Annotated in this window: 24 protein-coding genes, 1 tRNA gene and 1 pseudogene; 11 read left to right on the plus strand and 15 right to left on the minus strand. The window is 65.6% G+C overall.

Annotation, left to right across the window (positions count from 1 at the left end; genetic code table 11):
- Position 1: 1 nt before the first annotated feature.
- The 3 genes from eno to QRN34_RS00915 all read right to left on the minus strand — a co-directional run bounded on the left by eno (position 2) and on the right by QRN34_RS00915 (position 3,923).
- Positions 2-1,300, minus strand: coding sequence for a phosphopyruvate hydratase (gene eno, locus QRN34_RS00905; RefSeq protein WP_285401158.1), 1,299 nt, complete (start codon positions 1,298-1,300; stop codon positions 2-4).
- A gap of 116 nt (positions 1,301-1,416) precedes the next feature.
- The gene (kdsA, locus tag QRN34_RS00910; RefSeq protein ID WP_285401160.1) at positions 1,417-2,247 is read right to left on the minus strand and encodes a 3-deoxy-8-phosphooctulonate synthase; all 831 of its coding nucleotides are present in this window, start codon (positions 2,245-2,247) and stop codon (positions 1,417-1,419) included.
- Positions 2,244-3,923: a CTP synthase gene (locus QRN34_RS00915; RefSeq protein ID WP_285401162.1), complete on the minus strand. Its 1,680-nt coding sequence runs from the start codon at positions 3,921-3,923 to the stop codon at positions 2,244-2,246. The genes kdsA and QRN34_RS00915 overlap by 4 nt, the downstream gene beginning before the upstream one ends.
- 104 nt (positions 3,924-4,027) lie before the next feature.
- Here QRN34_RS00915 and QRN34_RS00920 point away from each other — a divergent pair, with 104 nt between their 5' ends.
- Both QRN34_RS00920 and parE read left to right on the plus strand, forming a co-directional pair.
- Entirely contained in the window at positions 4,028-5,827 is a 1,800-nt protein-coding gene (locus QRN34_RS00920; protein WP_285401164.1) for an aminopeptidase P family protein, read from the plus strand.
- 201 nt (positions 5,828-6,028) lie between these two features.
- Positions 6,029-7,918 carry a DNA topoisomerase IV subunit B gene (gene parE / locus QRN34_RS00925; RefSeq protein WP_285401167.1) on the plus strand — a complete coding sequence of 630 codons (1,890 nt, stop codon included), beginning with the start codon at positions 6,029-6,031 and terminating at the stop codon, positions 7,916-7,918.
- Positions 7,919-7,932: 14 nt separating this feature from the next.
- Here the strand turns inward: parE and QRN34_RS00930 are convergent, their stop codons facing one another.
- From QRN34_RS00930 to pcnB, 7 genes are all read right to left on the minus strand, one after another.
- Positions 7,933-8,940 carry a hypothetical protein gene (locus QRN34_RS00930; protein WP_285401169.1) on the minus strand — a complete coding sequence of 336 codons (1,008 nt, stop codon included), beginning with the start codon at positions 8,938-8,940 and terminating at the stop codon, positions 7,933-7,935.
- A 165-nt stretch (positions 8,941-9,105) separates the two neighbouring features.
- Positions 9,106-10,740, minus strand: a complete 1,635-nt coding sequence (gene pgi / locus QRN34_RS00935) for a glucose-6-phosphate isomerase (protein ID WP_285401171.1) — start codon at positions 10,738-10,740, stop codon at positions 9,106-9,108.
- A gap of 118 nt (positions 10,741-10,858) precedes the next feature.
- Positions 10,859-11,239 (minus strand): aspartate 1-decarboxylase, encoded by a 381-nt coding sequence (panD, locus tag QRN34_RS00940; protein ID WP_036142722.1) that lies wholly within the window; start codon positions 11,237-11,239, stop codon positions 10,859-10,861.
- A 138-nt stretch (positions 11,240-11,377) separates the two neighbouring features.
- Positions 11,378-12,223, minus strand: coding sequence for a pantoate--beta-alanine ligase (gene panC / locus QRN34_RS00945; protein ID WP_285401174.1), 846 nt, complete (start codon positions 12,221-12,223; stop codon positions 11,378-11,380).
- Positions 12,224-12,232: 9 nt separating this feature from the next.
- Complete coding sequence (gene panB, locus QRN34_RS00950) at positions 12,233-13,060, minus strand: 3-methyl-2-oxobutanoate hydroxymethyltransferase (RefSeq protein WP_285401176.1); 828 nt, start codon at positions 13,058-13,060, stop codon at positions 12,233-12,235.
- Between the two features lie 55 nt (positions 13,061-13,115).
- Positions 13,116-13,613, minus strand: a complete 498-nt coding sequence (gene folK / locus QRN34_RS00955; RefSeq protein ID WP_285401178.1) for a 2-amino-4-hydroxy-6-hydroxymethyldihydropteridine diphosphokinase — start codon at positions 13,611-13,613, stop codon at positions 13,116-13,118.
- Entirely contained in the window at positions 13,610-14,971 is a 1,362-nt protein-coding gene (gene pcnB / locus QRN34_RS00960; protein WP_285401180.1) for a polynucleotide adenylyltransferase PcnB, read from the minus strand. Before pcnB ends, folK begins: the two co-directional genes overlap by 4 nt.
- A gap of 183 nt (positions 14,972-15,154) precedes the next feature.
- On the opposite strand from pcnB, the gene QRN34_RS00965 reads away from it, so the two are divergent.
- Positions 15,155-15,230, plus strand: a tRNA-Glu gene (locus QRN34_RS00965).
- Between the two features lie 31 nt (positions 15,231-15,261).
- The gene (gene fdxA, locus QRN34_RS00970; protein ID WP_285401182.1) at positions 15,262-15,585 is read left to right on the plus strand and encodes a ferredoxin FdxA; all 324 of its coding nucleotides are present in this window, start codon (positions 15,262-15,264) and stop codon (positions 15,583-15,585) included.
- A gap of 26 nt (positions 15,586-15,611) precedes the next feature.
- On the opposite strand, the gene QRN34_RS00975 is transcribed toward fdxA, so the two are convergent.
- Entirely contained in the window at positions 15,612-16,592 is a 981-nt protein-coding gene (locus QRN34_RS00975) for a hypothetical protein (protein ID WP_285401184.1), read from the minus strand.
- A gap of 259 nt (positions 16,593-16,851) precedes the next feature.
- On the opposite strand from QRN34_RS00975, the pseudogene QRN34_RS00980 reads away from it, so the two are divergent.
- Positions 16,852-17,013 (plus strand): annotated as a pseudogene (locus QRN34_RS00980) (DUF3470 domain-containing protein); the annotation flags it as partial.
- Positions 17,014-17,133: 120 nt separating this feature from the next.
- Here QRN34_RS00980 and QRN34_RS00985 read toward each other — a convergent pair.
- On the minus strand, positions 17,134-18,231 hold the full coding sequence (locus QRN34_RS00985) for a hypothetical protein (protein WP_285401187.1): 1,098 nt from the start codon (positions 18,229-18,231) through the stop codon (positions 17,134-17,136).
- A gap of 365 nt (positions 18,232-18,596) precedes the next feature.
- Here QRN34_RS00985 and QRN34_RS00990 point away from each other — a divergent pair, with 365 nt between their 5' ends.
- Positions 18,597-18,680: a DUF3470 domain-containing protein gene (locus QRN34_RS00990; RefSeq protein ID WP_285401209.1), complete on the plus strand. Its 84-nt coding sequence runs from the start codon at positions 18,597-18,599 to the stop codon at positions 18,678-18,680.
- A 317-nt stretch (positions 18,681-18,997) separates the two neighbouring features.
- On the opposite strand, the gene QRN34_RS00995 is transcribed toward QRN34_RS00990, so the two are convergent.
- The 3 genes from QRN34_RS00995 to dapA form a co-directional block, all read right to left on the minus strand.
- On the minus strand, positions 18,998-20,095 hold the full coding sequence (locus tag QRN34_RS00995; RefSeq protein ID WP_285401189.1) for a hypothetical protein: 1,098 nt from the start codon (positions 20,093-20,095) through the stop codon (positions 18,998-19,000).
- Positions 20,096-20,330: 235 nt separating this feature from the next.
- Positions 20,331-20,915 (minus strand): hypothetical protein, encoded by a 585-nt coding sequence (locus QRN34_RS01000; RefSeq protein WP_285401191.1) that lies wholly within the window; start codon positions 20,913-20,915, stop codon positions 20,331-20,333.
- 28 nt (positions 20,916-20,943) lie between these two features.
- Entirely contained in the window at positions 20,944-21,837 is an 894-nt protein-coding gene (gene dapA, locus QRN34_RS01005; RefSeq protein ID WP_285401193.1) for a 4-hydroxy-tetrahydrodipicolinate synthase, read from the minus strand.
- A gap of 137 nt (positions 21,838-21,974) precedes the next feature.
- Here dapA and QRN34_RS01010 point away from each other — a divergent pair, with 137 nt between their 5' ends.
- The 5 genes from QRN34_RS01010 (at position 21,975) to QRN34_RS01030 (ending at position 26,496) form a co-directional block, all read left to right on the plus strand.
- Positions 21,975-22,577 carry an ACT domain-containing protein gene (locus QRN34_RS01010; protein ID WP_036142741.1) on the plus strand — a complete coding sequence of 201 codons (603 nt, stop codon included), beginning with the start codon at positions 21,975-21,977 and terminating at the stop codon, positions 22,575-22,577.
- A gap of 22 nt (positions 22,578-22,599) precedes the next feature.
- On the plus strand, positions 22,600-23,061 hold the full coding sequence (locus QRN34_RS01015; RefSeq protein WP_285401196.1) for a peroxiredoxin: 462 nt from the start codon (positions 22,600-22,602) through the stop codon (positions 23,059-23,061).
- Positions 23,062-23,143: 82 nt separating this feature from the next.
- Entirely contained in the window at positions 23,144-24,532 is a 1,389-nt protein-coding gene (locus QRN34_RS01020) for a PhoH family protein (RefSeq protein WP_285401198.1), read from the plus strand.
- Between the two features lie 139 nt (positions 24,533-24,671).
- Positions 24,672-25,469, plus strand: a complete 798-nt coding sequence (gene thiD, locus QRN34_RS01025) for a bifunctional hydroxymethylpyrimidine kinase/phosphomethylpyrimidine kinase (RefSeq protein WP_285401200.1) — start codon at positions 24,672-24,674, stop codon at positions 25,467-25,469.
- Positions 25,470-25,545: 76 nt separating this feature from the next.
- Positions 25,546-26,496, plus strand: coding sequence for an aspartyl/asparaginyl beta-hydroxylase domain-containing protein (locus tag QRN34_RS01030; protein ID WP_285401202.1), 951 nt, complete (start codon positions 25,546-25,548; stop codon positions 26,494-26,496).
- Positions 26,497-26,948 lie beyond the last annotated feature (452 nt).

Genomic DNA, 26,948 nt, shown 5'->3' on the forward strand with positions numbered 1-26,948 from the left:
GTCAGCCCGGCAGCTTCGAGAGGCTGGGGAACGCGTTGCGGCCGGCGTAGCTGGCCTTGGCGCCCAGGGCTTCCTCGATGCGCAGCAGCTGGTTGTACTTGGCCACGCGGTCGGTCCGGCAGAGCGAGCCGGTCTTGATCTGCGTCGCGGTGGTGGCCACGGCGATGTCGGAGATGGTGGTGTCTTCGGTCTCGCCCGAGCGGTGCGACACGATGGCGGCGTACTTCGCGCGATGGGCCATGTCGATGGCTTCGAGCGTCTCGGACAGCGTGCCGATCTGGTTGACCTTGATCAGGATGGCGTTGGCGATCTTCTTGTCGATGCCTTCCTGGAAGATCTTCGGGTTGGTCACGAAGAGGTCGTCGCCGACCAGCTGGATGCCTTCGCCAATGGCCTGGGTGAGGTGCGCCCAGCCGGTCCAGTCGCCTTCGCCCATGCCGTCCTCGATGGTGACGATCGGGTACTGCTTCGACCACGAGGCCAGCGTGTCGACCCACTGCTCGGGCGTGAACACCTTGCCCTCGCCTTCCAGGTCGTACTTGCCGTCCTTGAAGAACTCCGAGCTGGCCACGTCCAGGCCGAGCAGGATCTCGCTGCCTACCTTGAAGCCCGTTTTGTTCACTGCCTCGAGGATGGTGTCCAGCGCCTCGACGTTGGACTTGAGGTTGGGCGCGAAGCCGCCCTCGTCACCCACCGACGTGTTGAGGCCGCGACCCTTGAGCACCGATTTCAGCGCGTGGAAGATCTCGGCACCGTAGCGAAGGGCCTCGGCGAAGCTGGGCGCGCCCACGGGCAGCACCATGAATTCCTGCACGTCGACGTTGTTGTCCGCGTGCGCGCCGCCGTTGATGATGTTCATCATCGGCACCGGCAGCGTGCCGCCGCCGTCCACCATCAGGTACTGCCAGAGTGCCTGCTTCTTCGAGGTGGCTGCGGCATGCGCGGCGGCCATGGAAACGCCCAGCAGCGCGTTGGCGCCGAGCTTGCCCTTGTTGTCGGTGCCGTCCAGCGCGATCAGCCTGGCGTCCAGGCCCTTCTGGTCGAGCGCGTCGTAGCCGGCCAGCGCCTTGGCGATCTCGCCGTTGACGTTGTCCACGGCCTTGCGCACGCCCTTGCCGCCGTAACGGCCCTTGTCGCCGTCGCGCAGCTCCACGGCCTCACGCGTGCCGGTGGAGGCGCCGCTGGGCACCGCTGCACGGCCGAACGAGCCGTCCGCCAGGGTGACTTCGGCTTCGAGGGTCGGATTGCCGCGGGAGTCGAGGATTTCGCGGGCGTGGATCGTGGTGATCGAAGTGCTCATGCTGTTCCCGTTACGAGGTGAATGACTTCAGGACGATAACGGACAGCATAAGGCCAGCCGTATCGATCAGGACGAATGCATTGCGTCAGCGCCGGGGATACCCCGGCGCATGCGCATCAGGCGTGGTTGGCGAAACCGCGGCGCTTGACGGCGCCGTCCAGTTCCATGAGCGTCTCGAGCAGTTCTTCCATCTGGTCGAGCGGCCACGCGTTGGGACCGTCGCTCAGCGCCTTGGACGGATCCGGGTGGGTTTCCGCGAACAGGCCGGCCACGCCGACGGCGACGGCGGCACGCGCCAGCACGGGCACGAACTCGCGCTGGCCGCCCGACGTGGTGCCCTGCCCGCCCGGCAACTGCACCGAATGCGTGGCGTCGAACACCACCGGGCAGTTCGTCTCGCGCATGACCGCGAGCGAGCGCATGTCCGACACGAGGTTGTTGTAGCCGAAGCTGGCGCCGCGCTCGCACACCAGGATGTCGTGGTTGCCCACGTCGAATGCCTTCTGCACGACGTTCTTCATGTCCCAGGGGGCGAGGAACTGGCCCTTCTTGATGTTGACCGGCTTGCCGGCTTTCGCGACGTTCTGGATGAAGTCGGTCTGGCGGCAGAGGAAGGCCGGGGTCTGCAGCACGTCGACCACGGCGGCCACCTCGTTCATCGGGGTGTATTCGTGCACATCGGTGATGACCGGCACGCCGATCTGGCGCTTCACGGCCTCCAGCACCTTGAGGCCTTCCTCGACACCGGGGCCACGGAAGCTGCCGCCGGACGAGCGGTTGGCCTTGTCGAAGCTGGACTTGAAGATGAAGTTGATGCCGAGGCGACCGGTGATCTCCTTCAGCTTGCCGGCAACATCCAGCTGGAGTTGCATCGACTCGATGACGCACGGGCCGGCGATCAGGAACAGCGGCTGGTCGAGGCCAGCATCGAAACCACAAAGCTTCATGCAGCGGACTCCTCGGAACGGGTGGCGAGCCGTTCGCCTTCGCGCACGGCCTTGTATTCACGGGCGGCGCGGACGAAGCCGATGAACAGCGGATGGCCCTCGCGCGGGGTGGAGGTGAATTCCGGATGCGCCTGGCAACCCAGGAACCACGGATGCACATGGCGCGGCAGTTCGACGATCTCGACCAGCAGGTCGTCCATCGACTTGCCCGAGATCACCAGGCCCAGGTCTTCGAAGGACTGGCGGTAGCGGTTGTTGAACTCGTAACGGTGGCGATGGCGCTCGCGCACCACGTCCTCGCCGTACAGCTCGCGGGCCAGCGTGCCGGCCTTGAGGCGGCATTCCTGCGCGCCCAGGCGCATGGTGCCGCCGAGGTCGGAGCGCTCGCTGCGGGTTTCCGTCTCGCCGGTGGCGGTGGTCCACTCGGTGATGAGGGCGATCACCGGATCGGGCGTGTTGCGGTCGTTCTCGCTGGAATCGGCCTGTGTAAGCCCCGCCGTGTTGCGGGCGAATTCGACCACGGCCGCATGCATGCCGTAGCAGATGCCGAAGTACGGCACGCCGGTTTCGCGGGCGAACTGCGCGGCGAGGATCTTGCCCTCGAAACCGCGTTTGCCGAAGCCGCCGGGCACCAGGATGGCATCCGCATCGCCCAGGACCGTGCGCGCGCCGCGGGCCTCGACATCCTCGGAATCCACCCAGTTGAGGTTGACCCGCGTGGTCTGGTTGATGCCGCCGTGGCGCAGGGCCTCCGCGAGCGACTTGTAGGCGTCCTTGTGCTCGACGTACTTGCCGACGATGGCGATGTTGACCTCGTCGCGCGGGTGTTCGACGGCTTCCACCGTGCGCACCCAGCTGGAGAGGTCGGCCGGGCCGGCATCGAGGCCGAGGCGCTTGATGACCAGCTCGTCCAGGCCCTGCTCATGCAGCCACATGGGCAGCTTGTAGATGACGTCGACGTCGATGGTGCTGATGACGGCGTTCTTGGGCACGTTGGTGAACAGCGCGATCTTGTGGCGCTCCGCGTCCGGCAGGGGCTCTTCGCAACGGCACAGCAGCACGTCGGCCTGGATGCCGATGGAGCGCAGTTCCTTCACCGAATGCTGGGTGGGCTTGGTCTTGATCTCGCCGGCGGCCTTGATATACGGCACCAGGGTGAGGTGCACGAACATGCACTTTTCCGCGCCGTGCTCGATGCGCAGCTGGCGGATGGCCTCGAGGAAGGGCAGCGATTCGATGTCGCCCACGGTGCCACCCACCTCGACCAGCGCCACGTCGTAGCCGCGGGTCGCCTCGTGGATGGAGTGCTTGATCTCGTCGGTGATGTGCGGGATGACCTGCACGGTGGCGCCGAGGTAGTCACCGCGGCGCTCCTTGCGGATCACCGATTCGTAGATCTTGCCGGCGGTGATGGAGTTCTTGCCGGTGAGACGGGTACGGACGAAGCGCTCGTAGTGGCCCAGGTCCAGGTCGGTCTCGGCACCGTCGTCGGTGACGTAGACCTCGCCATGCTGGAAGGGACTCATGGTGCCCGGGTCCACGTTGATGTACGGGTCGAGCTTCATCATGGTGACGGAGAGACCCCGCGCCTCGAGAATGGACGCGAGCGACGCCGCTGCGATGCCCTTCCCGAGGGAAGACACCACACCGCCGGTGACGAAAATCAGGGGAGTCATGCGAGCAGCCAGTGCTGGAAACCGGTATTTTACCCAAGTGTGCCCCCACTCGCGAGGGGCACGATGAACGTGCCGTGCGGCCGCCTTGGCTTTACCATGGCGAAATGACCGATACGCCCATCCCCGCCCGTCTCCAGGCCCTGCGCGCCGCCATGGCCCACGCAGGCATCGCCGCCGTCGTCGTGCCCACGGCCGACCCGCACCTCTCCGAGTACCTGCCCCCGCGCTGGCAGGCCCGGGAGTGGTTTTCGGGCTTTACCGGGTCGTCCGGCACCCTGGTGGTCACCGCCAGCGGCGGCGGCGTGTGGACCGATTCCCGGTACTTCTCCCAGGCGGAGGCCGAACTGGCCGGCAGCGGCCTGCCCCTGATGAAACTGAACGTGGCGCACACGCCGGAACATGTCGGCTGGCTGGTCGAGCAGGTCGGCGCAGGCGATACCGTGGCCGTGGCGGGTGACAGCCTGTCGCTGACGGGTGCCGAAGGGCTGGCCAAGCGGCTGGCGGCGGTGGGCGCGACGCTGCGCACCGACCTCGACCTGCCTGCCGTTGCCTGGCCGGAGCGCCCGGGTCGTCCGGACGCGCCGGTTTTCGCCCACCGGCCCCCGTTCGCCGCCGTCGACCGCGCCGACAAGTTCCGCCATGTGCGCACGGCCATGCGTCGCGCAGGCGCCACGCATCACGTTGTCTCGAGCCTGGACGACATCGCCTGGCTGACCAACCTCCGCGGTGGGGACGTCGACTACAACCCGGTGTTCCTGGCCCACCTGCTGATCGCGGAGGAGCGGGCCACGCTGTTCATCGACGCGGCCAAGGTGCCCGCGGACATCAAGGCGGCGCTGGCTGCCGACGGCATCGCGCTTGCCGACTACTCGACCGCTGCCTCCGCGCTGGCCGCCCTCCCCGAGCATGCCGTGCTGCTCGTCGATCCGGCCAGGGTCGTCGTCGCACTGCTGGAGGGCCTGCCCTCGTCCGTCAGGCAGGTACGTGCCGCGGCGCCGTCCACGGCGCAAAAGGCGCGAAAGACGCCGGAGGAGCTCGACCATATCCGCGACGTCATGCGTCGTGACGGGGCCGCGCTGGCCCGCGCCTTCCGCCGTATCGAAACCGGCCTGCTGGCCGGCGAGCCGCTCACGGAACTGGACGTCGACACGATCGTGCGCGAGGCGCGCGCGGCACAAGCCGGGTTCGTCGGCGAAAGCTTTTCCACCATCGCCGGTTACCAGGCGAACGGTGCCCTGCCCCACTACCGCGCCACCGAAGCACAGTTCAGTCCGCTGGCGACAAAAGGCCTGCTGCTGATCGATTCCGGCGGCCAGTACCTGGGCGGCACCACGGATATCACCCGCGTGCTGGCCCTGGGCCCGGTCACCGACGAGCAGCGCCGGGACTCGACCCTCGTGCTCAAGGGCATGATCGGCCTGTCTCGCGCCCGCTTCCCCAAGGGCGCCAGCGGTCCGCAGCTGGACGCGCTGGCCCGGGCGCCGTTGTGGGCGGCCGGCATGGACTTCGGCCACGGCACCGGTCACGGCGTGGGCTATTTCCTCAACGTGCACGAGGGGCCGCACGGCATCCGCCCACCCGTGGCCGGCGGCGCGCTGGTGCCGCTGGAGACCGGGATGATCACCTCGATCGAGCCCGGCCTCTACAAGCCCGGCCGTCATGGCATCCGCCACGAGAACCTGGCCGTGGTGACCCAGGCCGATAGCACGGAGTTCGGTGATTTCTTCGCCTTTGAAACGTTGACGCTCTGCCCGTTCGATCGTCGCGGCCTGGAACCGCGCCTGCTGGAGCCGTCCGAGCGTGCCTGGCTGGACGATTACCACGCCACCGTGCGGGCGGCGCTGTCACCGTTGCTGGAGGGTGAGGACCGGGCGTGGCTGGAGTGGCATTGCGCGCCGGTTTGAGGCGCCGCACGTCACATCCCGGTGTAGGAGCGCACGATGTGCGCGATGGGGGGTGCGGTGAGGTTACGGCTTCAACGCTCCGTTGGCTTTTCGCGCACATCGTGCGCTCCTACCTTGACCGTTTCGCGCACATCGTGCGCTCCTACCTTGACCGTGTAGCGGGGCTATTCCATGCTGGGTGGCTACGAAGGGTGATACCTGATGAATACTCGTTATAACGCCTCAGACATCGAAGTCCTCAGCGGGCTTGATCCGGTCAAGCGCCGCCCGGGCATGTACACCGACACCTCCCGGCCGAACCACCTGGCGCAGGAGGTCATCGACAACTCGGTGGACGAGGCCCTGGCGGGCCATGCCAAGACCATCGAGGTCACCGTCTTCAACGACGGCTCGGTGGAAGTCACCGACGACGGCCGCGGCATGCCGGTGGATATCCACCCGGAAGAGAAGGTGCCGGGCATCGAGCTGATCCTCACGCGGCTGCATGCGGGCGGCAAGTTCTCCAACAAGAACTACGCCTTCTCCGGCGGCCTGCACGGCGTGGGCGTTTCCGTGGTCAACGCGCTGTCCCATCGCGTGGATGTCACCATCCGCCGCGAGGGCCAGGAATACCGGATGAGCTTCGCCGACGGCGACCGGGCCAGCGACCTGGAAGTCATCGGCACCGTGCCGAAGAAGAAGACCGGCACCACGCTGCGCTTCTGGCCGGACGCGAAGTACTTCGATACGCCGAAGATCTTGGTCTCCAAGCTCAAGCACCTGCTGCGCGCCAAGGCCGTGCTCTGCGCCGGCCTCACCGTGCGCCTGCACGACGAGGCCTCGGGCGAAACCACCGAGTGGTACTTCGAGGACGGCCTGCCCGACTACCTGCGCGGCGAGTTGCAGGGCGCCGAGGCGCTGCCACCGCAGCTGTTCGTCAAGCATTTCTCGCGCGAGACCGATGCGCTGGACGTCGCCCTGGCCTGGCTGCCGGAAGGCGACCTGGTGCAGGAAAGCTACGTCAACCTGATTCCCACCGCGCAGGGGGGCACCCACGTCAACGGCCTGCGCTCGGGGCTGACCAACGCCATCCGCGAGTTCTGCGACCTGCGCAACCTGCTGCCGCGCGGCGTGAAGCTGGCGCCGGAAGACGTCTGGGAGCGCCTGGCCTTCGTGCTCAGCGTGAAGCTGCAGGACGCCCAGTTCGCCGGCCAGACCAAGGAACGCCTGTCCTCGCGCGCCGCCGCCGGCATTGTCGAAGGGGTGGTGCACGATGCCTTCAGCCTGTGGCTGAACCAGCACGTGGACCTGGGCGAGAAGATCGCCCAGCTCGCCATCGAGCGTGCCAGCGCGCGCCTCAAGGCGGCCAAGCAGGTGGTCCGCAAGAAGATCACCTCCGGCCCCGCCCTGCCCGGCAAGCTGGCCGACTGCGCCTCCACCGACCTCACCCGCACCGAGATCTTCCTGGTCGAGGGCGATTCCGCCGGCGGTTCGGCCAAGCAGGCGCGTGACAAGGATTTCCAGGCGATCCTGCCGCTGCGCGGCAAGATCCTCAACACCTGGGAAGTCGAGTCCACCGCCGTGCTCGCCTCGCAGGAAGTCCACGACCTTGCCGTGGCCATCGGTTGCGACCCCGGCAAGGACGACCTCTCCGGCCTGCGTTACGGCAAGGTAGTGATCCTGGCCGACGCGGACTCCGACGGCCTGCACATCGCCACCCTGCTTTCGGCGCTGTTCCTGCGTCACTTCCCCAGCCTGGTCATCGAAGGCCACGTGTTCGTCGCCATGCCGCCCCTGTTCCGCGTCGATGTGGGCAAGCAGGTGTTCTATTGCCTGGACGAGGAAGAGAAGCGCCTGATGCTGGAAAAGGTCGAGCGGGAGAAGATGAAGGGTGCCGTCAGCGTCACGCGCTTCAAGGGACTGGGCGAGATGAACCCGGCGCAGCTGCGAGAATCGACCGTGCATCCGGACACCCGCCGCCTCGTCCAGCTGACCATCGATACCGACGACGGCACCGCCAAGCTGATGGACATGCTGCTGGCCAAGAAGCGCGCGGGCGACCGCAAGCAGTGGCTGGAAGAAAAGGGCGACCTGGCGACGCTGGAAGTCTGATCGCCCCGCATGCCTTACTTGGGCCCCTGATCTGACTCGATGTAGCGGAAGGTGGCCCTGACGGTCGAGTTCACGGTCGGGGTCCAGCGAATGATGGGCACCCACCGGCCGGTGTGCACGACGAAATCCGCCTGGTCTTTCCTTGCGATCTCAGCACGCTGCGCGGCGATGGTCGCTGGATTGCACACGCCCTTCCCGCTCGCGTCCGTATCGGCTGCGAACCTGACGTGCCTGCGCGTGTCCGTCGCAAAGCAGTTGTCCCGATAGAAAAACGCCTCGACCGGCATTCTGGCGCCGACGTCCTGAGGCCACTCCTTGAGGACCACTTCGTTGCGGGCGAACAGGTAGCCCATGCCATTGAGCCGGTCGCGGATGATCTTTACCTGATTCCACGACTGGTTCTGGTCATCCCGCGTCCGGTCGACGTTGAACGCACACTGGTTTTCGTCATCGTTGTAGCCCTTAGCCAACCACTGCTCCGCCGTCGTTATCCCGAGTGTCTGGCACGTGGCCCGGTGCGTGGTGCAGCGCCTCGGGGCGCCCGTCCAGGCGTCACGCGGATAGATACAGGCGACGTCCAGATGGTAGTCGCCCCACTGATCGGCGACGTTTTGCGGGTAGACGATAAAGCCGTTGCCTGACGGGTAGTTCTCCGGAAAGTCCGAGTCGCGCCGAAGCCAGGAGAACGATATGCCCCAGCTCGCCGTGGCCGGGTTGGGCAACCACGAACGGTAGGCGGTGGAAAACGCCGTTGCCCGCATCAGGATGCCCGAGCACAGGAACTGCGCTTCAGCGTAGGGGCGGCAATCACCCACACCGGTCTCGCCGTAACGCTGCTGAATGTGTTGCAGGACGACGGGGCCGGCTTCCCGAACCGTTGCGGACGGCGCGACCGCGCCATAACTCGATAACGCCTGGTTCGATGCCCGCTCCGGCACAGGGGTGGCTGGGTGCGTGGCACAGCCGGCAAGGCATGTACCCAGTAAAAAAAGGATCGCTCGACGAGTAGTCAGCCATTCCATAGCGTATGTCTCCCTGTAGAGGGGGACTATCTCGTTTACCTCGGCGTCGAACAATCAGCCAGTGGACGTAGGTGCGACCTGTCGTTTTCCGGCAACGAAAAAGGCCTGGCAATGCCAGGCCTTTTCATTCGCACCTTGCCGCGTGACGCCGCGGCGGCCCTGCGCCTAGCGACGACTACGAATCGCCTCGATCAGAGCGCGCGTTGCAGCGTCGAACTGGGACAGGTCGCCGGCATCCTTGTCGTTGCTCAGCGAGGGGTAGATCTGCTTGGCGATGACCTTGCCCAGCTCGACGCCCCACTGGTCGAATGCGTTGATCCCCCACAGGTGACCCAGCAGAAACACCTTGTGCTCGTACAGCGCGATCAGCGCACCGAGCGAATGCGGCGTGAGCGAGTCGAGCATGAACACGGTGCTGGGGCGATCGCCCTTGAAGGTGCGCTGCGCCGCCAGGGCGCGACGCTCGTCTTCGGTGCCGGTCTTCGCTTCGGCCAGGGCTTCTTCGAACGTCTTGCCCAGGGACAACGCAGCGGCCTGCGCCAGCAGGTTGGCGGTCAGCACATCCTGGTTCTCGCGCAGCGGATGCGCCGGCTTGACCAGGCCGATGAATTCCAGGGGCACCACATCGGTACCCTGGTGCAACGCCTGAAAATAGGCGTGCTGCGCATTCGTACCGATGCTGCCCCAGACCACCGGGACCGTCTTGCCCGCCACTTCGCTGCCGTCGGACGGGTGCACGTGCTTGCCCAGGCTTTCCATCTCCAGCTGCTGCAGGTAGGACGGAAGGTCGGCAAGCGAATCCACGTAGGGGATCACGGCGCGACTGGTGGTACCGAGGATGTTGCGATTCCAGACCTCGGCGATGGCCAGCAGGACCGGAAGGTTGTCCTTCCATGCCGCCGTGCGGAAATGGTCGTCCGCTTCCGCGGCACCGGACAGGAGATCACGGAAACCGTTCATGCCGATGGCGAACGCGATCGACGCGCCCACCGCCGACCACAACGAGTAGCGACCGCCCACGTAGTCCCACATCGGCAGCACCTGCGAGGCGCCCCACTTGTGCACGGCCTCGTCGTTGGAGCTCACGGCGATGAAATGCTTCGACGTCTTCGCTTCGTCGCCACCGTTGGCCTTGAGTATCCAGTTGCGGAACACGCCGCCGTTCAGCAGGGTTTCCTGCGTATTGAAGCTCTTGGAGACCAGGATCACCAGCGTGTGGGCGGGATCGAGCTTCTTCATCAGGTCGTAGGCGGCCTGCCCGTCGACGTTGGTGAGGAAGTGGCTGCGGATGCCTTCGACATGGAACTGTTCGAGGGCGTGCACGGCCAGGCGCGGCCCGAGATCCGAACCACCGATGCCGATGTTGACCACATCGGTGACGCCGCCGATCAGGCCGACCGACTCGCCGTCACCCTTGTGTACGGCGTTGACCAGCTTCTCCATCTTGTCCAGCGCATCGGCGACCTCCTTGCGGACATCGGCCGGTGCCGCGGGGTGACGCGAGGTACCGCCACGCAGGGCCGTATGCAGCACCGCGCGGTCTTCGGACGTGTTGATGTGCTTGCCTTCGAACATCGCGTCGCGCGCGGCTTTCCAGCCGGTGCTTTCGATGTACTCGCCGACGGCGTCGAGCGCCGCCACGTCGAGCTTCTGGCGGGAGGCGTCGAGGAGAATGGGGCCCATGCGCCGACGCAGGCGCTCACCACGGGCATCGTCCTGGACGAGTTCGCGTAGCGTGGTCTTGGCGAGGCGGGAGGCGTGCTCCTCGAACGAGGGCAGGCGGGGGTGCTTTGAGTCCATGGCTTCCACTTGGCTGCAACGGAAAGGGGGAACCCCGATCTTACCGCAGTGCAGCGTGGGCGGATTGTGTGGATGTGTTACAGGCGCCGCCGCAGGATCGTGCGACGACGCCCAGGCTTCACGCTGCCTGCTTGGGGATCGAATGGTTGGTGTGCGTGATGCGGTTGTGCGCATCGACGTAGACCAGGTCGGGCTTGTACTTGGCCATTTCAGCCTCGGACAGGCTGGCGAACGCGGCGACGATCACCAGGTCGCCCACGGAGACGCGACGCGCGGCGCTACCGTTGACCGAGAGGATGCCCGAGCCCTCGTCCGCGCGCAGCGCGTAGGTGACGAAGCGCTCGCCGTTGCTGATGTTCCAGGCATGGATCTGCTCGTACTCGCGGATACCCGCGGCGTCGAGCAGGTTGCCGTCGATGGCGATCGAACCTTCGTAGTTCAGCTCGGCGTGAGTCACCGTGGCGCGGTGGATCTTGCACTTGAGCATGTTGAGCTGCATGGCGGTCTCTGGGGGATGGGTGGCTGCAAAAACGCCCATTCTAACGGAGGGTGGCCCGTCCGTCGCGTAGGCTTCCTCTGTCGAAGCGCTTTATGGGGGACCACGCGCGGAAACGCAAGTCCCCGTTTGTGAAGGGAATCAGTCGAAGACGAGATTGTCGATCAGGCGTGTGCCGCCCAGGCGGGCGGCCACCAGGGCGATCAGGCCTTCGCGCTGCTCCGGCGCAGGCTCGGCGAGGTCGTCGGCACGGCGGATGGCGACGTAATCGGGCACGAAACCGGCCCGCTCGAGCCGCGCCCTGGCGGCCTGCTCCAGCGCCTGCCAGCTATGGCCCTGGGCGAACAGGTCCTTCATCTGCACCAGGGTGGCGTGGATCTGCGGCGCCCGTGCCCGCTCCTGCGGCGACAGGTACTGGTTGCGCGAGCTCAGGGCCAGGCCATCGTCGTCGCGCAGCGTGGGTGCGGACATAACCTTCACCGACAACGAAAGGTCGGCGACCATCCGCTCGATCACCTTCAGCTGCTGGAAATCCTTCTGGCCGAACACCGCCAGGTCGGGCTGGACCAGGCTGAACAGCTTGGCCACCACCGTTGCCACGCCGTCGAAATGCCCCGGACGATGAGCGCCTTCCAGCGTGTCGGTGATGACCGGCACATGGATGCTCACGCTGGCGCCCGCACCGAACGGATAGAGCGTCGATACATCCGGCGCGAACAGTACATCGCAGCCCGCCTCGGCCAGGCCGGCCTGGTCCTGGGCTAGCGTACGCGGATAGCGCTCGAAATCCTCGCCCGGTCCGAACTGGGTCGGATTGACGAACACGCTGGCGACGACGCGGTCGGCACGGGCACGCGCCAGCTTCAGCAGCGAGTGATGGCCCGCGTGGAGATTGCCCATGGTGGGCACGAAGCCGACGTTCTGGCCGGCGGAGCGCCAGCCGCGTACGGTGGCGCGAAGCGCGGCGGCATCGGTAACGGTCTGCATCGGGTGTCCTCAGGTAAAACTGTGTTCGGCGCCGGGAAAGCGCCGTTCGCGCACGTCGGCGACGTAGGCGGCGATGGCACCCTGGATGGAATCGCGTCCGGCGAGGAAATCCTTGGAAAATTTGGGACGCTTGCCCGGGGTGAGGCCCAGCAGGTCGTACACCACCAGCACCTGGCCATCGCAGTCCACCCCCGCGCCGATGCCGATAACCGGAATAGTCAGCGCCTCGGTGATCCGCTTCGCCAGCACCGAGGGTACGCATTCGAGCACCAGCAGGTCGGCACCGGCCGCCTCCACCGCCTGCGCGTCGGCCAGAAGCTTGTCGGCGGCTTCCCGGGTCTTGCCCTGCACCTTGTAGCCACCGAAGCGGTTGACCGACTGGGGGGTGAGGCCGAGGTGGCTGCACACGGGTATGTCGCGCTCCGCCAGCGCCGAGATGATGGCACAGACGCGTCCGGCCCCTTCGATCTTGACCATGGCCGCACCGCCCTGCCCGACCAGGCGCGCGGCGGCCTCCATCGCGGTGTCGATGTCGCGATCGCTCATGAAGGGAAGGTCGGCGACCAGCAGCGTCGCCGCCAGGCCGCGGGCGGCGGCGGCCGTGTGGTAGACCATCTCGTCGACGGTGACCGGCAGCGTGCTGGCGCGCCCCTGCACCACCATGCCGAGCGAATCGCCCACGAGGGCCACATCGACCCCGGCGCTTTCCAGCTGCGCGGCGAAGCTGGCATCGTAGGCGGTGAGCATCACGATCTTCCGACCTTCGGCTTTCATCGCCCTCAGGCCCGGCACGGTCACCGGCTTGCGTGCCGGCGCACTCGTTTTTTCGACGTACACGCTGTTCTCGTCTTGCCGCGGGAAAGGTGGGATTGTCCGCCCAGGCGGTGTGAAGTCAAGGAACCACCAATGGAAGGGCCCGGCACCCGGTGGTATCGACCGCCTTGAGCAGATGCGATACGCACCCGAGCCCGGGCAGCACGGCGGCGGGCGCGATATCCGCCAGGGGAAGGAGAACGAAGGCACGCTCCGTCATGCGCGGGTGGGGCACCGTCAGCCTGTCGTCGGCGATCGTGGCGTCACCGAACGCCAGCAGATCCAGGTCGAGCGTGCGCGGGCCCCAGCGTTCGCCCTCGCGCACGCGCCCGAAGGCCTGTTCGACCGAAAGCAGCGTATCCAGCAGGGCGTGGGGCGTGAGCGTCGTGGAAACGGCGATCGCCGCGTTGACGAAGTCCGGCTGGTCCAGCTGCCCCCACGGCGGCGTGCTGAACAACCGCGATCGCCCGGTGACGCGTAGGCCAGGCGACGCGTCCAGTGCAGCGATGGCGGCGTGCAGCCGGGTGCACACATCGCCGAGGTTGCCGCCCAGGCCGATGAAGGCCGTGGCGCTCACGCGTCGCCCGAGCCACCCTTGCCGCGCCCGGTGGGCTTGCGCCGCCGACGACGCTTGCGGGCCGGGGCGCCCGACGATGCGGCGGGTTCGTGCGCCGGCACGCCACCGCCGCCCAGGGCCGCGGCGAGCATTTCCGGCGGGAGTTGCTGGGCGTGCGCCCACCACTCACCGAGTTCGCGCATGCCCTCGGATTCATAGGCACGCAGGAGCAGGAAGTCGAAGGCCGCACGGAAACGCGGGTGCGACATCAGGCGGAATACACGCTTGCGGTGGATCTGCTCGAACCGCGGCTGCAGCGACCAGATCTCTTCCATCGTGAGCGTGAAGCGACGCGGGATCGCCACGCGCTGGCACTGTTCACCGACCACGCGCACGGCAGCAAGCTGCCAGGCCTCGTTGGCGTCATAGCCCTGGGCGATCCACCCATGGGCCTGGTCGCGCACCTCGCCCCACAGCAGCACGGCATAGAGGAATGCCGGCGTGACCGACTTGCCCTCCGCGATACGGGCATCGGTGTTGGCCAACCCCTGCTCGACCAGCGAGCGCAAGGCGTGGTCGCCGCGCTCCAGCGCGCGCGCCGTGGCCGGGAACAGGAACTTCAGCAGGCCGCAGCCCTCGAGCATCTTGAAGCTCTTCAAGCCGTGGCCGCCGAGGAACATCTTGAGCGACTCGTCGAACAGGCGTGCCGGCGCGGCTTCCGTCAGCAGGTTGCCCAGCGTGGCGAACGGCGCCGCGGCGGCGGCATCGATCGTGAAGTCGAGCTTGGCCGCGAGGCGGGCGGCGCGCAGCATGCGTACCGGGTCCTCCCGGTAGCGCAGCTCCGGATCGCCGATCAGGCGCATGCTCCGGTCGTCCAGGTCCTGCATGCCGCCGACGAAATCGCGCACGCTGAAGTCGGCGATGTCGTAGTACAGCGCATTGACCCGGAAGTCGCGCCGGATGGCGTCTTCCTCGATGGTGCCCCAGATATTGTCGCGGACGATCCGGCCGTCGACGATATGGCGATCGCCCTCACCGCCCTCCTCGCCCGTTCCGCGGAACGTGGCCACCTCGATGATCTCGGGGCCGAACACGACATGGGCCAGCCGGAAGCGCCGGCCGATCAGGCGGCAGTTGCGGAACAGCCCCTTGACCTCGTCGGGCGTGGCGTCTGTGGCCACGTCGAAGTCCTTGGGGTGGCCGCCCAGCAGCAGGTCGCGCACGGCGCCGCCGACCAGGAACGCCGCGAAGCCCGCGTCGTGGAGTCGGTAAAGCACGCGCAGGGCGGCCTTGCTGATGTTCTTGCGGGAAATGGCGTGCTGGTCGCGCGGAATGACGCGAAGCTTCGGCACGACCTCATTCCTGGTTTCGGGATTCAAGCGGTCTTGGTCCTGGCGAACGCGTCCGCGTCCGAGCAAGTGGCTGCCCCCACCGGCAACCGGTGTCGGGATGAATGGGTCAAATGTAACGAATTAGACCCCGTCCGACGAGCGGGCTAGAAAACCGTTGCCGACAGCCGGAATTTGGCTATACTAGCGCGCTTCGTACCCCGAGTACGACCCGCTCCCTTCGTCTAGTGGTCTAGGACACGGCCCTCTCAAGGCTGGAACACGAGTTCGAACCTCGTAGGGAGCACCACTTTTCCTTATTTGGCGCATTATCTGTCCGCATGACCTTTGTCGTCACCGACAACTGCATCAAGTGCAAGTACACGGACTGCGTCGAAGTGTGCCCGGTAGATGCCTTCCATCAGGGCCCGAACTTTCTGGTCATCAATCCGGACGAGTGCATCGATTGCACCCTCTGCGAGCCGGAATGCCCGATCAACGCCATTTACCCCGAGGACGACGTTCCGGCGGGGCAGGAAGCATTCGTGCAGCTCAATGCCGAGCTTTCCAAGGCATGGCCGGTCATCACCGAGCGCAAGGATGGCCTTCCCGGCGCGAAAGAGTGGGAAGGCAAGCCTGGCAAGATCGACCTGCTCGAGCGCTGAACCCCGAGGGGCTCGCCTCTTCAGCCTCAACCGCCCGGAACGGCCTGATCCCCGCTGTTGTAAGAGAACTTCGCGGTGTCCGTCTGCGTGGCCGGAAGCGTCAGCTGAATAATGGGCACCCGCCGAGACGCGGTCTTCTTGTAGTCCTCCTGGATCGAACGGGCTTCGGCCAGCCCGCTGCTCGAGGTGGACAGATAGAACAGCGCCTCGATCGGCAAGGTTTCGTCGTTGCCCGGAGCCCAACCGTCGAGAACGAGCTCGTCGGGCTTTTTGTCGTGCTCGACCAGGTTCAGCTTGCCGATGGCCGCGATGACTTGCATGAAGATGGCTGCCGAGTTGGCCTGGCCCCTGGCGACCAGGAAAGCGCACTGGTGCCCGTAGACGCCGGCGGCGGTGATCTGGAAATGCTGCAGCCAACCTTCGGCCGTCGTGATGCCCTGTGCCTGGCACGGGCCGCTGGCCTGGAAGTTATCTCCCACCCCGCAGCCCTTGTCGGCCCGAATATCCGTGTTGCCGTCGATGGGGAACGCACAAAGCACGTCCACCGAGCGCAGGCCGTTCCCGTTCGCGTATTTCTTCGGATAGAAAATGAACCCGGCGCTGTAGCCATAAGCCAGCCTCAGCAACGGAGCGTCGTGGCGGAGATACGAAAATGAAACCCCGGGGTATTTTTTGCTCGTGGGATTGACGTCCCAGGCATGATAAGCGGTAGACGCATGGACGCCGCGAAGCATGATGCCTGAGCACACAAAGGCTGGCGCATTCGGGTTTCTGTCGCAATTGGGGAACGATTCGGCATAGCGCGACGTCAGATGGCGAGCAACGTCGGGCCCTGCCTCCTCGAAGGCCGCCGTGCCCACATCACCCGACCTTGGCGATACAGCGCCCTGTCGCTGCGCCACCGGAAAGCAACCCGTGACCCCCATGAGAGTGGCGGCGACGATGGCCGTACGTATATGGCGTTTAGCGCGCCGACCCGCTCCGCGCATAGCGGACTGAATATCCATATTCTGTTCTCCGACCCGTGCAACCTTGCGACGTAAGCAAAGCTTGCGCGCCGCGGCGGTATTCCAAAAGCGGACTTTCGATGTAGGCGCCGCTCAAGCGTTTCCGGCAACGCATTCGCCATGCTTTTGTACGCACCCACCGATACGCTGCACGGACCGGAGCTGTCCACGCACGTTTGCAACGAACCAAACAAAACGCCGCCCGAAGGCGGCGTTCTTTGCCCGCTGTCGAATGGGTTACTTGCTGCCCATGCGCGACATCTACCCCGAGGACGATGTCCCCGCGGGCCAGGAGGCGTTCGTCAAGCTCAATGCCCAACTCTCGAAAGAGTGAAAGGTGATCACCGAGCGCAAGGACGGCCTTCCGAACGCCAAGGATTGGGAAGGCAAGCCGGGCAAGATCGACCTGATCCAGCGCTGAAGCTACCCGCCCCCGTGGCGAGCGACTTAGCCCCAGGCAGAGGCGAGCTATCGGCGCTCCAAGGCCTCCGTCAGTGTCACCTCGTTAGTCGCCCCCATGGTCCTTCGCATCGCATTTCCCTCAGCGAACACCCTGTTCCGAGGAGACGTAGCTGAACGTCACACTTGCACCCATCGTGCGGGGCAAGGTCATGCGCACAATGGGACGCCATACGCCTACCGTGTTGTAGAAATCACGCTGCACGGCCTGCGCATCCGCCAAGCCCTTACTCTGACCCAGGTAAAAGAATGCTTCGATCCCGATCGCGTCGGGCCTGTCTTTCCAGCTGCCGATGATCAACTCGTTCTGCACCGCAAACGATTCGGCTCCCAGTGCTCCCATGGCGCCAATAACCGCCATAAATGCCGGTGCCGACTGGTAGGTACCGATACGCATGGTGAATCCGCATTGATACTGATGGGAAGAGACGCCCGGCGTACGATAGTGGCTTAGCCATTGGCTCGTCGTCTGGATGCCTTGGTCCTGACAAGGACCGCTGTTTCTGGGGTATACCCTGTTGTAACCGCAACCCAGATCGACGCGGTAATCCGAGTTTGAATCGACGGGATACGCACACAGGACCTCAAGCTGATAGAGGCTCGGCGGGGTACTCAAGGGAGGATAGATAATGAAACCGGACGTGTACCCGAACGCCAGTTTGGAGAATGTCGCGCCCTGCCGTAGATAGGAAAACGACACACCGTCCCCTTTGGGGTTGAAGGGATTGGGAACCCACGCATGGTAGGACGGCGAGTAAGCCGTGCCGCGAAAAATAATGCCTGAGCACAGAAACACAGGCTTGTTCGCACTGCGATCACAATCGGGATATGTCTCGTTGAAGCGTTGCGCTTCCTTGCTCACGACCAACGCACCTTCCTCGTCGTGCGACAACGCAAGCGCGTCGTCGCTATTTTCCGGCGGAGGTGGAGGATTCGCGCCCCCCGACGGTGGATGGAAGCCCCCGAGCACGCCACCCTTGTCAGATGACCCGATCGTCCCGGCTGTCGATCCGGCCCCTGGGACGCTGGTATGTACCGGCGATTTCCGTGCTGTCGCCGGGACGGTTCGATGTGCCACCGCCGGCTGTCCGGATTCGGAAACCGGGGCTACGGTGCAGCCAGCAGCGGTTAAACACACCGCGACGGTGAACAAGCGTGAAAGCAAGGTACGGGTGGACATGTCGACTCCTGTCGTCTTTCTTCCTGGGCTTGCCGCATGGGGCGAAAGCGTACGACCGGCCCTTGCGGTCGCATCCATCGTAAGCTCGGGAACGAACACCATCCATCTGACTTATGACGTAGGCGAACGATGCCGATATCCGGCACTCGCTCCTCAGTGACAGCGCCAGAATGAAAAACGCCGCCTCGAGGGCGGCGTTTTTCGTCGGCATGCAGCGTGCGGTTACTTGCTGCCCATCCGCGACTTCAGCGAGTCGACCACACGGCGAACGCCACCGGCATCGCCCTGTGCACGTACTTCGCTGCCCGAACCGCTGGGCGTGACGGCGAGCACCACGGTGTGGACACCGCCCTGCGCCGTGGAAGGTGATCACCGAGCGCAAGGACGGCCTTCCGGACGCCAAGGATTGGGGAGGCAAGCCGGGCAAGATCGATCTGATCCGGCGCTAAGGCTCGCCCCTGCTTCCGTCAGGGTCACCACCTTCTGGTGATCCCCGATCGTCCTCCATGTCGCACACCCCTCATGGACAACTTGTTCCGGGGAGACGTAATCGAACGTCACGTTTGCTCCCATGGTGCTGGGCAGCGTCATGCGAATGAGGGAACGCCATACGCCTACCGTGAGGTAGAAATTGCGCTGCACGGTCTGGGCATCTGCCAAGCCATTAGTCCTACCCATATAAAAGAATGCCTCCATCCCGATCGCGTTGGGCCTGGGAGGCCCGGACATCCTGCGCGTCGGGCTGTTTGCCGCCGCCAAACACGCATCAGCGCACGCCTTGCTCCGCCGGTATGTACTTGAAGGTCACGTCGCCTCCGTTCTGCGCAGGCAAAGTCACTCGAATCAGTGGACGCCAGGCCCCAACTGTCGTGTAGAAGTCGCGCTGACTATTCTGCGCGTCACTCAGACCCGCGGTTCCGCTGAAATAAAAGAACGATTCGATGCCGATGGTATTCGGCCTGTCTGCCCAGCTTTTCACGATGATTTCGTTCCACGCTCGCGACTGCTGGTCCCTGACGACCTTGTGCGCCGCTAACACGTTCATGAATACAGGTGCGGAATTTGCCATCCCGGCAGCGAGGGCAAAGCCACAGGATCGCTGGTAACGATCCACGACACCCGCGACCCAGAAATGTGCCAACCATTGATCCGATGTCGTGATGCCTTGCGACTGGCACGGACCACTGTCCCGTGGGTAGGTCTTGGCATAGCCGCATCCCCGATCGGACCGCACATCGGTGCCGCCGTCGGTTGGAAACGCACACAGTATCTCCAGCTGGTAGAGGCTGGGCGGGGTCGAAAGGGGTGCATACGTAATAAAGCCGTTGGTGTATGTCGAAAACGCACTGAAGGTGACGTTTTTGCGCAGGTATGCGAAAGACACGCCTCCTGGCTTGGAACTGGATGGATTAGGTACCCAGGAGTGGTAATTCGGCGAATACCTCGTAGCTCGAAAAAGGATTCCCGAACAAAGGAAGACGGGTTTATTGACGCTGCGATCGCAATCGGGATATGTCTCGTTGAAGCGTTGCTCTTCCTTGCTCACGACCAACGCGCCTTCCTCGTCGTGCGACAACGGAAGCGCGTCGTCGCTATTTTCCGGCGGAGGTGGAGGATTCGCGCCCCCCGACGGTGGATGGAAGCCCCCGAGCACGCCACCCTTGTCAGATGACCCGATCATCCCGGCTGTCGATACGGTCGTTTGGGCGCTGGCACGGGCAGGCGCTTTCCTCGCTACCGCCGGGAGGGCCTGCTCTGTCGCCGCCGGCTGGTGGGATTCGGAAACCGGCGCCATGGTGCAGCCCGCAGCGGTTAAACCGAACGCGACCGAGAACAAGCGTGAAAGTGAGATATGAGCGGACATGTCGACTCCTGTCGTCTTGCTTCCTGGCATGCCGGCACGGGGACGAAAGCGCACTACCCAGGGGGGGGGCCGGCGGCATGATTGTGCGCCCGGATCCGCACGGCACCCATCCCACCTAGGCTGTAGGCGAACGATGTCGATATTCGGCACCTACCCCCGTGCCGGTTGGGTCAGAACGAAAAACGCCGCCTCGAGGGCGGCGTTCTTTCGTAGGCGTGCGGTGTGCAGCGTGCGGTTACTTGCTGCCCATCCGCGACTTCAGCGAGTCGACCACACGGCGAACGCCACCGGCATCGCCCTGTGCACGTACTTCGCTGCCCGAACCGCTGGGCGTGACGGCGAGCACCACGGTGTGGACACCGCCCTGCGCCGAGGCCGGGGCATCCTGCGCGTCGGCCTGCTTGCCGCCGCCGAACATGCGCTTGAACAGACCCGGGCGATTTTCCGGGGCGCCTGTGGTGGCGGCGATCTGGTAGGTGTAGTTGGCGTCGTCGTGGCCGACCACCTTGCCAAGGTCGCCGACGCTCAGCAGCTCGCCGATGCGACGGTAGGCGGCGTCCGGGGCATCCGTGAGGATGAAACCGTCCGATACCGGGGCATTGATGGCCGCAGCCTTGGCATCGGCCGCGCCGGCACCGACGTCCGGCACGACCAGCGCAGCGCTCGTCGACGGGGTATCCAGGCCCGGCGGGATTTCGAGCGGGGCCTCCTGCTGGGCCTTCTGCCACTCCTTGGTGGAGCGGAACGCGCCGCAACCGGACACGAGCAGGGCGGACAGGACGAGTGCCGGGACGACCAGCGCGTACGAGGTTTTCTTCATGAACTAAGGTTCCGTTGAATGGGATGCTTCAGGCGGCAGACGCCAATGGTGCCAGAGCGGAGAGCGTTTCGCGCAGCTTTGCCCGATCCGGGCCGGATTCGAGCTCGACCAGCGGCAACCGGAGCGCCGCGGAACCGAGCCCCAGCGCGCTCAGCCCCGCCTTGACCGGGATCGGGTTCGGCGCGCAGTTCAGCGCGTCGATGAGCGGCGCCAGGCGGGCGACTTCGCGTGCGGTGCGGGTGGCATCACCTGAGCGGGCGGCATCGCAGAACGCGCGGAAAGCCTCCGGCACCAGGTTGGCCACGACCGAGATCGTCCCCGCGGCACCCGCCAGCATGGCCTGGTGGGCCGAACCGTCGTCGCCGCTGAGGTAGACGAAATCCGGGCGGATAAGTTCCGCCAGCGCCTGGATGCGCTGCGTATCGCCCCGGGCCTCCTTGATGCCGATGATACCGGGGTGGTCGCGCAGTTGGGCTACCGTCTCCGGCGCGATGTCGCAGCCGGTGCGGGACGGCACGTTGTAGAGGATGACCGGCAGGCCGCCTTCGTCGGCCACCGCAAGGAAATGCCGACGCAGGCCGTCCTGGGTGGGACGCACGTAGAACGGCGCCACGACCAGTGCCGCGTCCGCGCCCAGCGCCTTCGCGCGGCGGGTAGTGGCGACGGTGCGGGCGGTGCCGGCCTCGCCCGTGCCGGCGATGACCGGAATGCGACGGTCCACGTGCTTTACGGCGAACGCCAGCAGGCGCTCGAACTCGTCGTGCTCGAGGAAATGCGCCTCGCCCGTGGAGCCCGCCACCACCACGCCCTGCGTGCCACCGGCAAGCTGCTGGTCCAGCAGGCGGCCGAAGGCATCCAGATCGAGGGAACCGTCCGCGGCGAAGGGGGTGGCCAGCGCGGTGATGCTTCCAGAGATATCCAAGGTGGAACCCGTTGAGTAATCAGCCGTTCCCATGTTACCGGGGCGTTTCCGGGTAGTCCATTCGGCCGATCGGGCGGCGATCCCGCGCGGGTGTCTTGCTAGCGTGCGACGGGGGCAAGTAAGCTGGCGCCGAAGCGATGGTTCCGCCCCCGCGGGACGCGCCATGGGTACCTAAGCCTTTGAATCGTTCCGCAGCACGCACCACCACCACCGACAACCAGCTTCTCATCTCGACGCTGTCGCCGGCGCACCGCGCGCCGATCCTCGCGCTGGCCAAGCGCATCGCGGATTCCGGCTGCAACCTGGCCGATGCCCGCGTCTCCACCATCGGCAACGACACCTCGGTCATGCTGCTGGCATCGGGCGCCTGGGATGCCGTGGCCAAGCTGGAAACCTCGCTCGGCAAGCTGGCGCGCGACGAAGAACTGCAGATCGTCCACTACCGCACCACCCCGCGCGAGCCGACGTCGCACCTGCTGCCCTACCTGGTCGAGGTGATCGCCGCCGATCGTCCGGGCATTCTGGTCAAGATCATCGAGTTCTTCTCCCGGCGCGACATCAGCGTCGAGCAGCTGTCGTCCATGCGCTACCAGGCCATGCAGACGGGCGCGGAGATGTTCCAGGCCCAGATCACCATCGGCATTCCGTCCGAAACCCACATCGCCGCGCTGCGCGACGATTTCCTCGAGTTGTGCGATGGCCTGAACCTCGACGCCATCATGGACCCCGTGAAGTTCTGAGCCCAAGGATCGACACCCACGCATGACCGGAAAGACCACGAAGCTTCCGAAACTCGAAGGTACCCTCGGCGACGGCTCGTCGTTGTCACTGGCCGCGCTGAAGGGAAAATGGGTGGTGGTGTTCTTCTACCCCAAGGACAGCACCCCGGGCTGCACCAGCGAGGCGAAGGATTTCCGCGACCTCTACGCGCAGTTCCAGGCCCGTAACGCCGAAGTTGTCGGCGTATCGCGCGATTCCGTGCGCTCGCACGCCAATTTCGCCGCCAAGCAGTCCCTGCCCTTCCCGCTCGTCTCCGATGCCGACGAAACCTGGTGCCAGGCGTTCGACGTCATCCACGAGAAAGTGCTCTACGGCAAGCGCTACCTGGGCGTGGTGCGCAGCACTTTCCTGATCGATCCCCATGGCAAGGTCGCCGCGGAATGGCGCGGGGTGAAGGTCCCCGGCCATGCGCAGGCCGTGCTAGAGCGTGTTCCCACCGCGTGACGGATTCCGCGTCATGCGGCTCCCACCCCCGGCCGTCGCCGTGCGGCCGGTCTTCGCAACCTCCACATGAGGTGACTTCCGTATGACCGGAAGCAAGCGCATCTACGCCCTCGACACCAACGTGCTGCTGCACGATCCGACCTCGCTGTTCCGCTTCGAGGAACACGACGTCTTCATACCGATGACGGTGCTGGAGGAACTGGACGAAAAGAAGAAAGGCGGCTCCGAGGTCTCGCGCAACGGCCGGCAGGTCAGCCGGTTCATCAACGAGCTGATCGAGCGCGGTGGCGGCGAAGGCATCCGCGGCGGCATCGAGTTATCCAACCCGCAGGGCGTCAAGCTGAAACGCGGCGCGGTGGGCAGGCTGTTCTTCCAGCAGCGTGCCGGCCACGGCAATGGCAAGGCGGACAACCAGATCCTGGCGGCGGTGATCGACCTGCGCGACCAGTACCCCGACCGGCAGGTCATCCTGGTCAGCAAGGACATCAACCTCCGGATCAAGGCGTCGATCTACGGCATCGATGCGGAAGACTACGAGAACGACCGTGCGCTGGACGATTTCGCATTGCTGTTCACAGGGTCGGATGCCCTGCCCGAGGATTTCTGGAGCCGGCATCCGGAACTGCGCTCGTGGAACGAGCGAGGCCGCACGTTCTACGAGGTGAGCGTCCGCGAGGACGAGCCCTGGTACGCCAACGAATGCCTCTACATGCCGGGCGAGAACGACGTCGAGCTGCGCGTGCTCGAGATCACCGGCGACGAGGACAACCGCAAGGCCAAGCTGGTGCTGCTGGACGACCACACCCACGCCGCGCACGGCGTGTGGGGCATCGCGGCGCGCAACCGCGAGCAGAACTTCGCGCTCAACCTGCTGATGGACCCGGACGTCGATTTCGTCACCCTGCTGGGCACCGCCGGCACAGGCAAGACGCTGCTCGCGCTCGCCGCCGGCCTGGCCCAGGTGATGGACCAGCAGCGCTATCGCGAGATCATCATGACCCGCGCCACGGTGTCGGTCGGCGAGGACATCGGCTTCCTTCCCGGTACGGAAGAAGAAAAGATGACGCCGTGGATGGGCGCGCTCACCGACAACCTCGAAGTGCTCGCCAATCCCGAGGAAGGCGGCTCGTGGGGACGTCAGGCCACCAACGACCTGCTGGCCTCGCGCGTGAAGATCCGTTCGCTCAACTTCATGCGCGGTCGCACCTTCCTCAGCCGCTACCTGATCATCGACGAGGCGCAGAACCTCACGCCGAAGCAGATGAAGACCTTGATCACCCGTGCCGGCCCCGGCACCAAGATCGTCTGCCTGGGCAACGTGGAGCAGATCGACACGCCGTACCTCACCGAAACCACCTCCGGCCTCACCTACGCCGTGGACCGTTTCAAGATGTGGGCCCATTCCGGGCACATCACCCTGAAACGCGGCGAGCGCTCCAGACTCGCCGACTTCGCCTCCGAAGCGCTTTAAAGAGGAAATGTAGGAGCGAGCCTGCTCGCGACCCTGTAGGAGCGAGCCTGCTCGCGAAGCAACCCCGCCCCGGTCCCCAAAGACCGGGCCGGGGTCCCTTACCAGGGCCGCCTTCCGAGGCCAGGCTATCATCAGCCCCATGCCCCTCCGCCCCAATGCCCGCCCCGCCGTCCGCCCCAACACCCTCACCATCGCCGGCTCCGATGCCGGCGGCGGCGCCGGCCTCCAGGCCGACCTGAAAACCTTCCACGCACGCGGCACGCACGGGCTCACCGCGGTCACCGCCGTCACCTCGCAGAACACGCGCGGCGTCACCGCCGTGCACACGGTGCCCGTGACCCATGTGCGCAGCCAGTTGGATGCACTGTTCGACGACTTCCCCATCGCCGCGGTCAAGACCGGCATGCTCGGTAGCGCCGCGATCACCCGACTCGTGGCGACGCAGATGCGGCGCCGGCAGCCTGCGTGGCTGGTGGTCGATCCGGTCATGCGGGCCACCAGCGGACGGCACCTGCTGGACGAGGACGCGCTGGAGGCACTGGTCACCCGCCTGGTCCCGCTGGCCGACGTGCTCACGCCGAACCTTCCCGAAGCCGAGGTGCTGCTCGGCAGGCCGCTCGGGCGCGACCTGGACGCCGCCGGTGCCGACCTGCTCGCCCTGGGCGCCCGTGGCGTGCTGCTCAAGGGTGGCCACGGCAAAGGGCGGGAACTGGTCGATCGCTACTACGACGCCCGTGGCGTCATCGAATTGCGCCATCCGCGCCTGCCGATCGAAGGCCACGGCAGCGGCTGTACCCTGGCCGCCGCCGTCACGGCCGCACTGGCCCGAGGCAAATCGCCGCGCGCCGCCGTCCGTGAGGCCATCGCATGGACGAACGGGGCATTCCGGCGCGCCTGGAAACCCGGAGGCGGCGAGGTTCACGTGCTCGGCCATTGACGGCGGAGTATCCTAGACGCGTTGATACGGGCCGCTTCGGCCGCATGTATCGCTCGTCCACGTCGAGTCGCCGCACATGAATTTGCTCGGACCCCGCTTCATCGTCCTGTACGTCCTGATCCTGTTCACCCTGTGCGTGCTGCGGGTGCACCTGCGCGGTCGCTCGCGCCTGCGCTTCGATCGCCAGCTGGTCGATCACTCCGCCATCTTCGCCCCGTACAACCTGCTGATGTACGCGTTCTCCGCTGTGCCGGCCCGCCCCATCCTGGACCGCAGCGGCTTCCCGCAGCTCGACCTGTTGCAGACCAACTGGCAGGCGATCCGCGCCGAAGCGATGCACCTGTTCGACGAGGGCTTCATCCGCTCCGCAGAGAAACACAACGACGCCTCGTTCAACTCCTTCTTTAAGCAAGGCTGGAAGCGCTTCTACCTCAAGTGGTACGGCGAGCCGCTGACCTCCGCCGAAACGCTTTGCCCCGAGACGGTGAAACTGCTCAACGCCATCCCCAGCGTGAAGGCCGCGATGTTCGCCTTGCTCCCACCCGGCAGCAAGCTCAACCCGCATCGCGACCCCTTCGCCGGCTCGCTGCGCTACCACCTGGGCCTGATCACGCCCAACTCCGACGAGTGCCGCATCTTCGTCGACGGCGAGATGCACGCCTGGCGCGACGGCAAAGATGTCGTCTTCGACGAAACCTACGTGCACTGGGCGGAAAACCGTACGGACCAGACCCGCGTCATCCTGTTCGCCGATGTCGAGCGCCCCCTGAAGAGCGGCATGATGACGGCGATCAACAAGCGCGTCGGCGCATTCATGGGCTCCATCACCGCCTCGCCCAACAGCGACGACGGCAACGAACAGGTCGGCTTCGTCAACCGCATGTTCGCCCTCAACAAGCGCGGCCGTGAGCGCACCCGCCGTTTCAAGAAAGCCAACCCGAAGCTGTTCCGGCTGGTCAAGTACGTCGGCATCGTGTTGGCAATCTGGCTGATCTTCCTGGCGCCCTACCCGTTCTATCGCGGCTGATCCACCGCTCCGACGTCGTACCGCCTGCTTCCACCGTGCCAACGTCATCGGCCACCTCGTCGACGACCGACGCCTCCCCGAACAATCCATCTGGGTCCGCCGTGTCGGCTCGCGCGATCGCCAGGCCCAACCGTGGTACGTCCACGACGGCCTGGAGTTCGTACTCAAGGTCATCACCGGCCGCGGCTTCGGCCCACAGAACGGCCACCTGCTACCCAGCCAGCGCGCGCGGAATACGCGCAAGTGGCAGACATGGTGCGTCGAACGCTATCCAGCGCAGGCAGATGCGTGCCACGGTCAAACGAACATGTAGCACGAGGTACGTGCAAGGTGCTCGGGCAGCGCAAGCACCAACCCACCAGCGCCCAGCGCTCGCCCCCAAACAACCTCAGCCGGCGGAAGAGCCGGCGGGTGCCACCCTCGGGGCCGGTAGCCGCAGGCGAGGGATTCGA

The organism is Luteibacter sp. ME-Dv--P-043b (assembly GCF_030209605.1).
Taxonomy (GTDB): domain Bacteria; phylum Pseudomonadota; class Gammaproteobacteria; order Xanthomonadales; family Rhodanobacteraceae; genus Luteibacter.

Bases quoted from the DNA above. Each gene is read 5' to 3' on its own strand.
- eno (WP_285401158.1), bottom strand. From the start codon at position 1,300: ATGAGCACTTCGATCACCACGATCCACGCCCGCGAAATCCTCGACTCC.
- kdsA (WP_285401160.1), bottom strand. From the start codon at position 2,247: ATGAAGCTTTGTGGTTTCGATGCTGGCCTCGACCAGCCGCTGTTCCTG.
- QRN34_RS00915 (WP_285401162.1), bottom strand. From the start codon at position 3,923: ATGACTCCCCTGATTTTCGTCACCGGCGGTGTGGTGTCTTCCCTCGGG.
- QRN34_RS00920 (WP_285401164.1), top strand. From the start codon at position 4,028: ATGACCGATACGCCCATCCCCGCCCGTCTCCAGGCCCTGCGCGCCGCC.
- parE (WP_285401167.1), top strand. From the start codon at position 6,029: ATGAATACTCGTTATAACGCCTCAGACATCGAAGTCCTCAGCGGGCTT.
- QRN34_RS00930 (WP_285401169.1), bottom strand. From the start codon at position 8,940: ATGGAATGGCTGACTACTCGTCGAGCGATCCTTTTTTTACTGGGTACA.
- pgi (WP_285401171.1), bottom strand. From the start codon at position 10,740: ATGGACTCAAAGCACCCCCGCCTGCCCTCGTTCGAGGAGCACGCCTCC.
- panD (WP_036142722.1), bottom strand. From the start codon at position 11,239: ATGCAGCTCAACATGCTCAAGTGCAAGATCCACCGCGCCACGGTGACT.
- panC (WP_285401174.1), bottom strand. From the start codon at position 12,223: ATGCAGACCGTTACCGATGCCGCCGCGCTTCGCGCCACCGTACGCGGC.
- fdxA (WP_285401182.1), top strand. From the start codon at position 15,262: ATGACCTTTGTCGTCACCGACAACTGCATCAAGTGCAAGTACACGGAC.
- QRN34_RS00975 (WP_285401184.1), bottom strand. From the start codon at position 16,592: ATGGATATTCAGTCCGCTATGCGCGGAGCGGGTCGGCGCGCTAAACGC.
- QRN34_RS00985 (WP_285401187.1), bottom strand. From the start codon at position 18,231: ATGTCCACCCGTACCTTGCTTTCACGCTTGTTCACCGTCGCGGTGTGT.
- QRN34_RS00995 (WP_285401189.1), bottom strand. From the start codon at position 20,095: ATGTCCGCTCATATCTCACTTTCACGCTTGTTCTCGGTCGCGTTCGGT.
- QRN34_RS01000 (WP_285401191.1), bottom strand. From the start codon at position 20,915: ATGAAGAAAACCTCGTACGCGCTGGTCGTCCCGGCACTCGTCCTGTCC.
- QRN34_RS01010 (WP_036142741.1), top strand. From the start codon at position 21,975: ATGGTTCCGCCCCCGCGGGACGCGCCATGGGTACCTAAGCCTTTGAAT.
- QRN34_RS01015 (WP_285401196.1), top strand. From the start codon at position 22,600: ATGACCGGAAAGACCACGAAGCTTCCGAAACTCGAAGGTACCCTCGGC.
- QRN34_RS01020 (WP_285401198.1), top strand. From the start codon at position 23,144: ATGACCGGAAGCAAGCGCATCTACGCCCTCGACACCAACGTGCTGCTG.
- thiD (WP_285401200.1), top strand. From the start codon at position 24,672: ATGCCCCTCCGCCCCAATGCCCGCCCCGCCGTCCGCCCCAACACCCTC.
- QRN34_RS01030 (WP_285401202.1), top strand. From the start codon at position 25,546: ATGAATTTGCTCGGACCCCGCTTCATCGTCCTGTACGTCCTGATCCTG.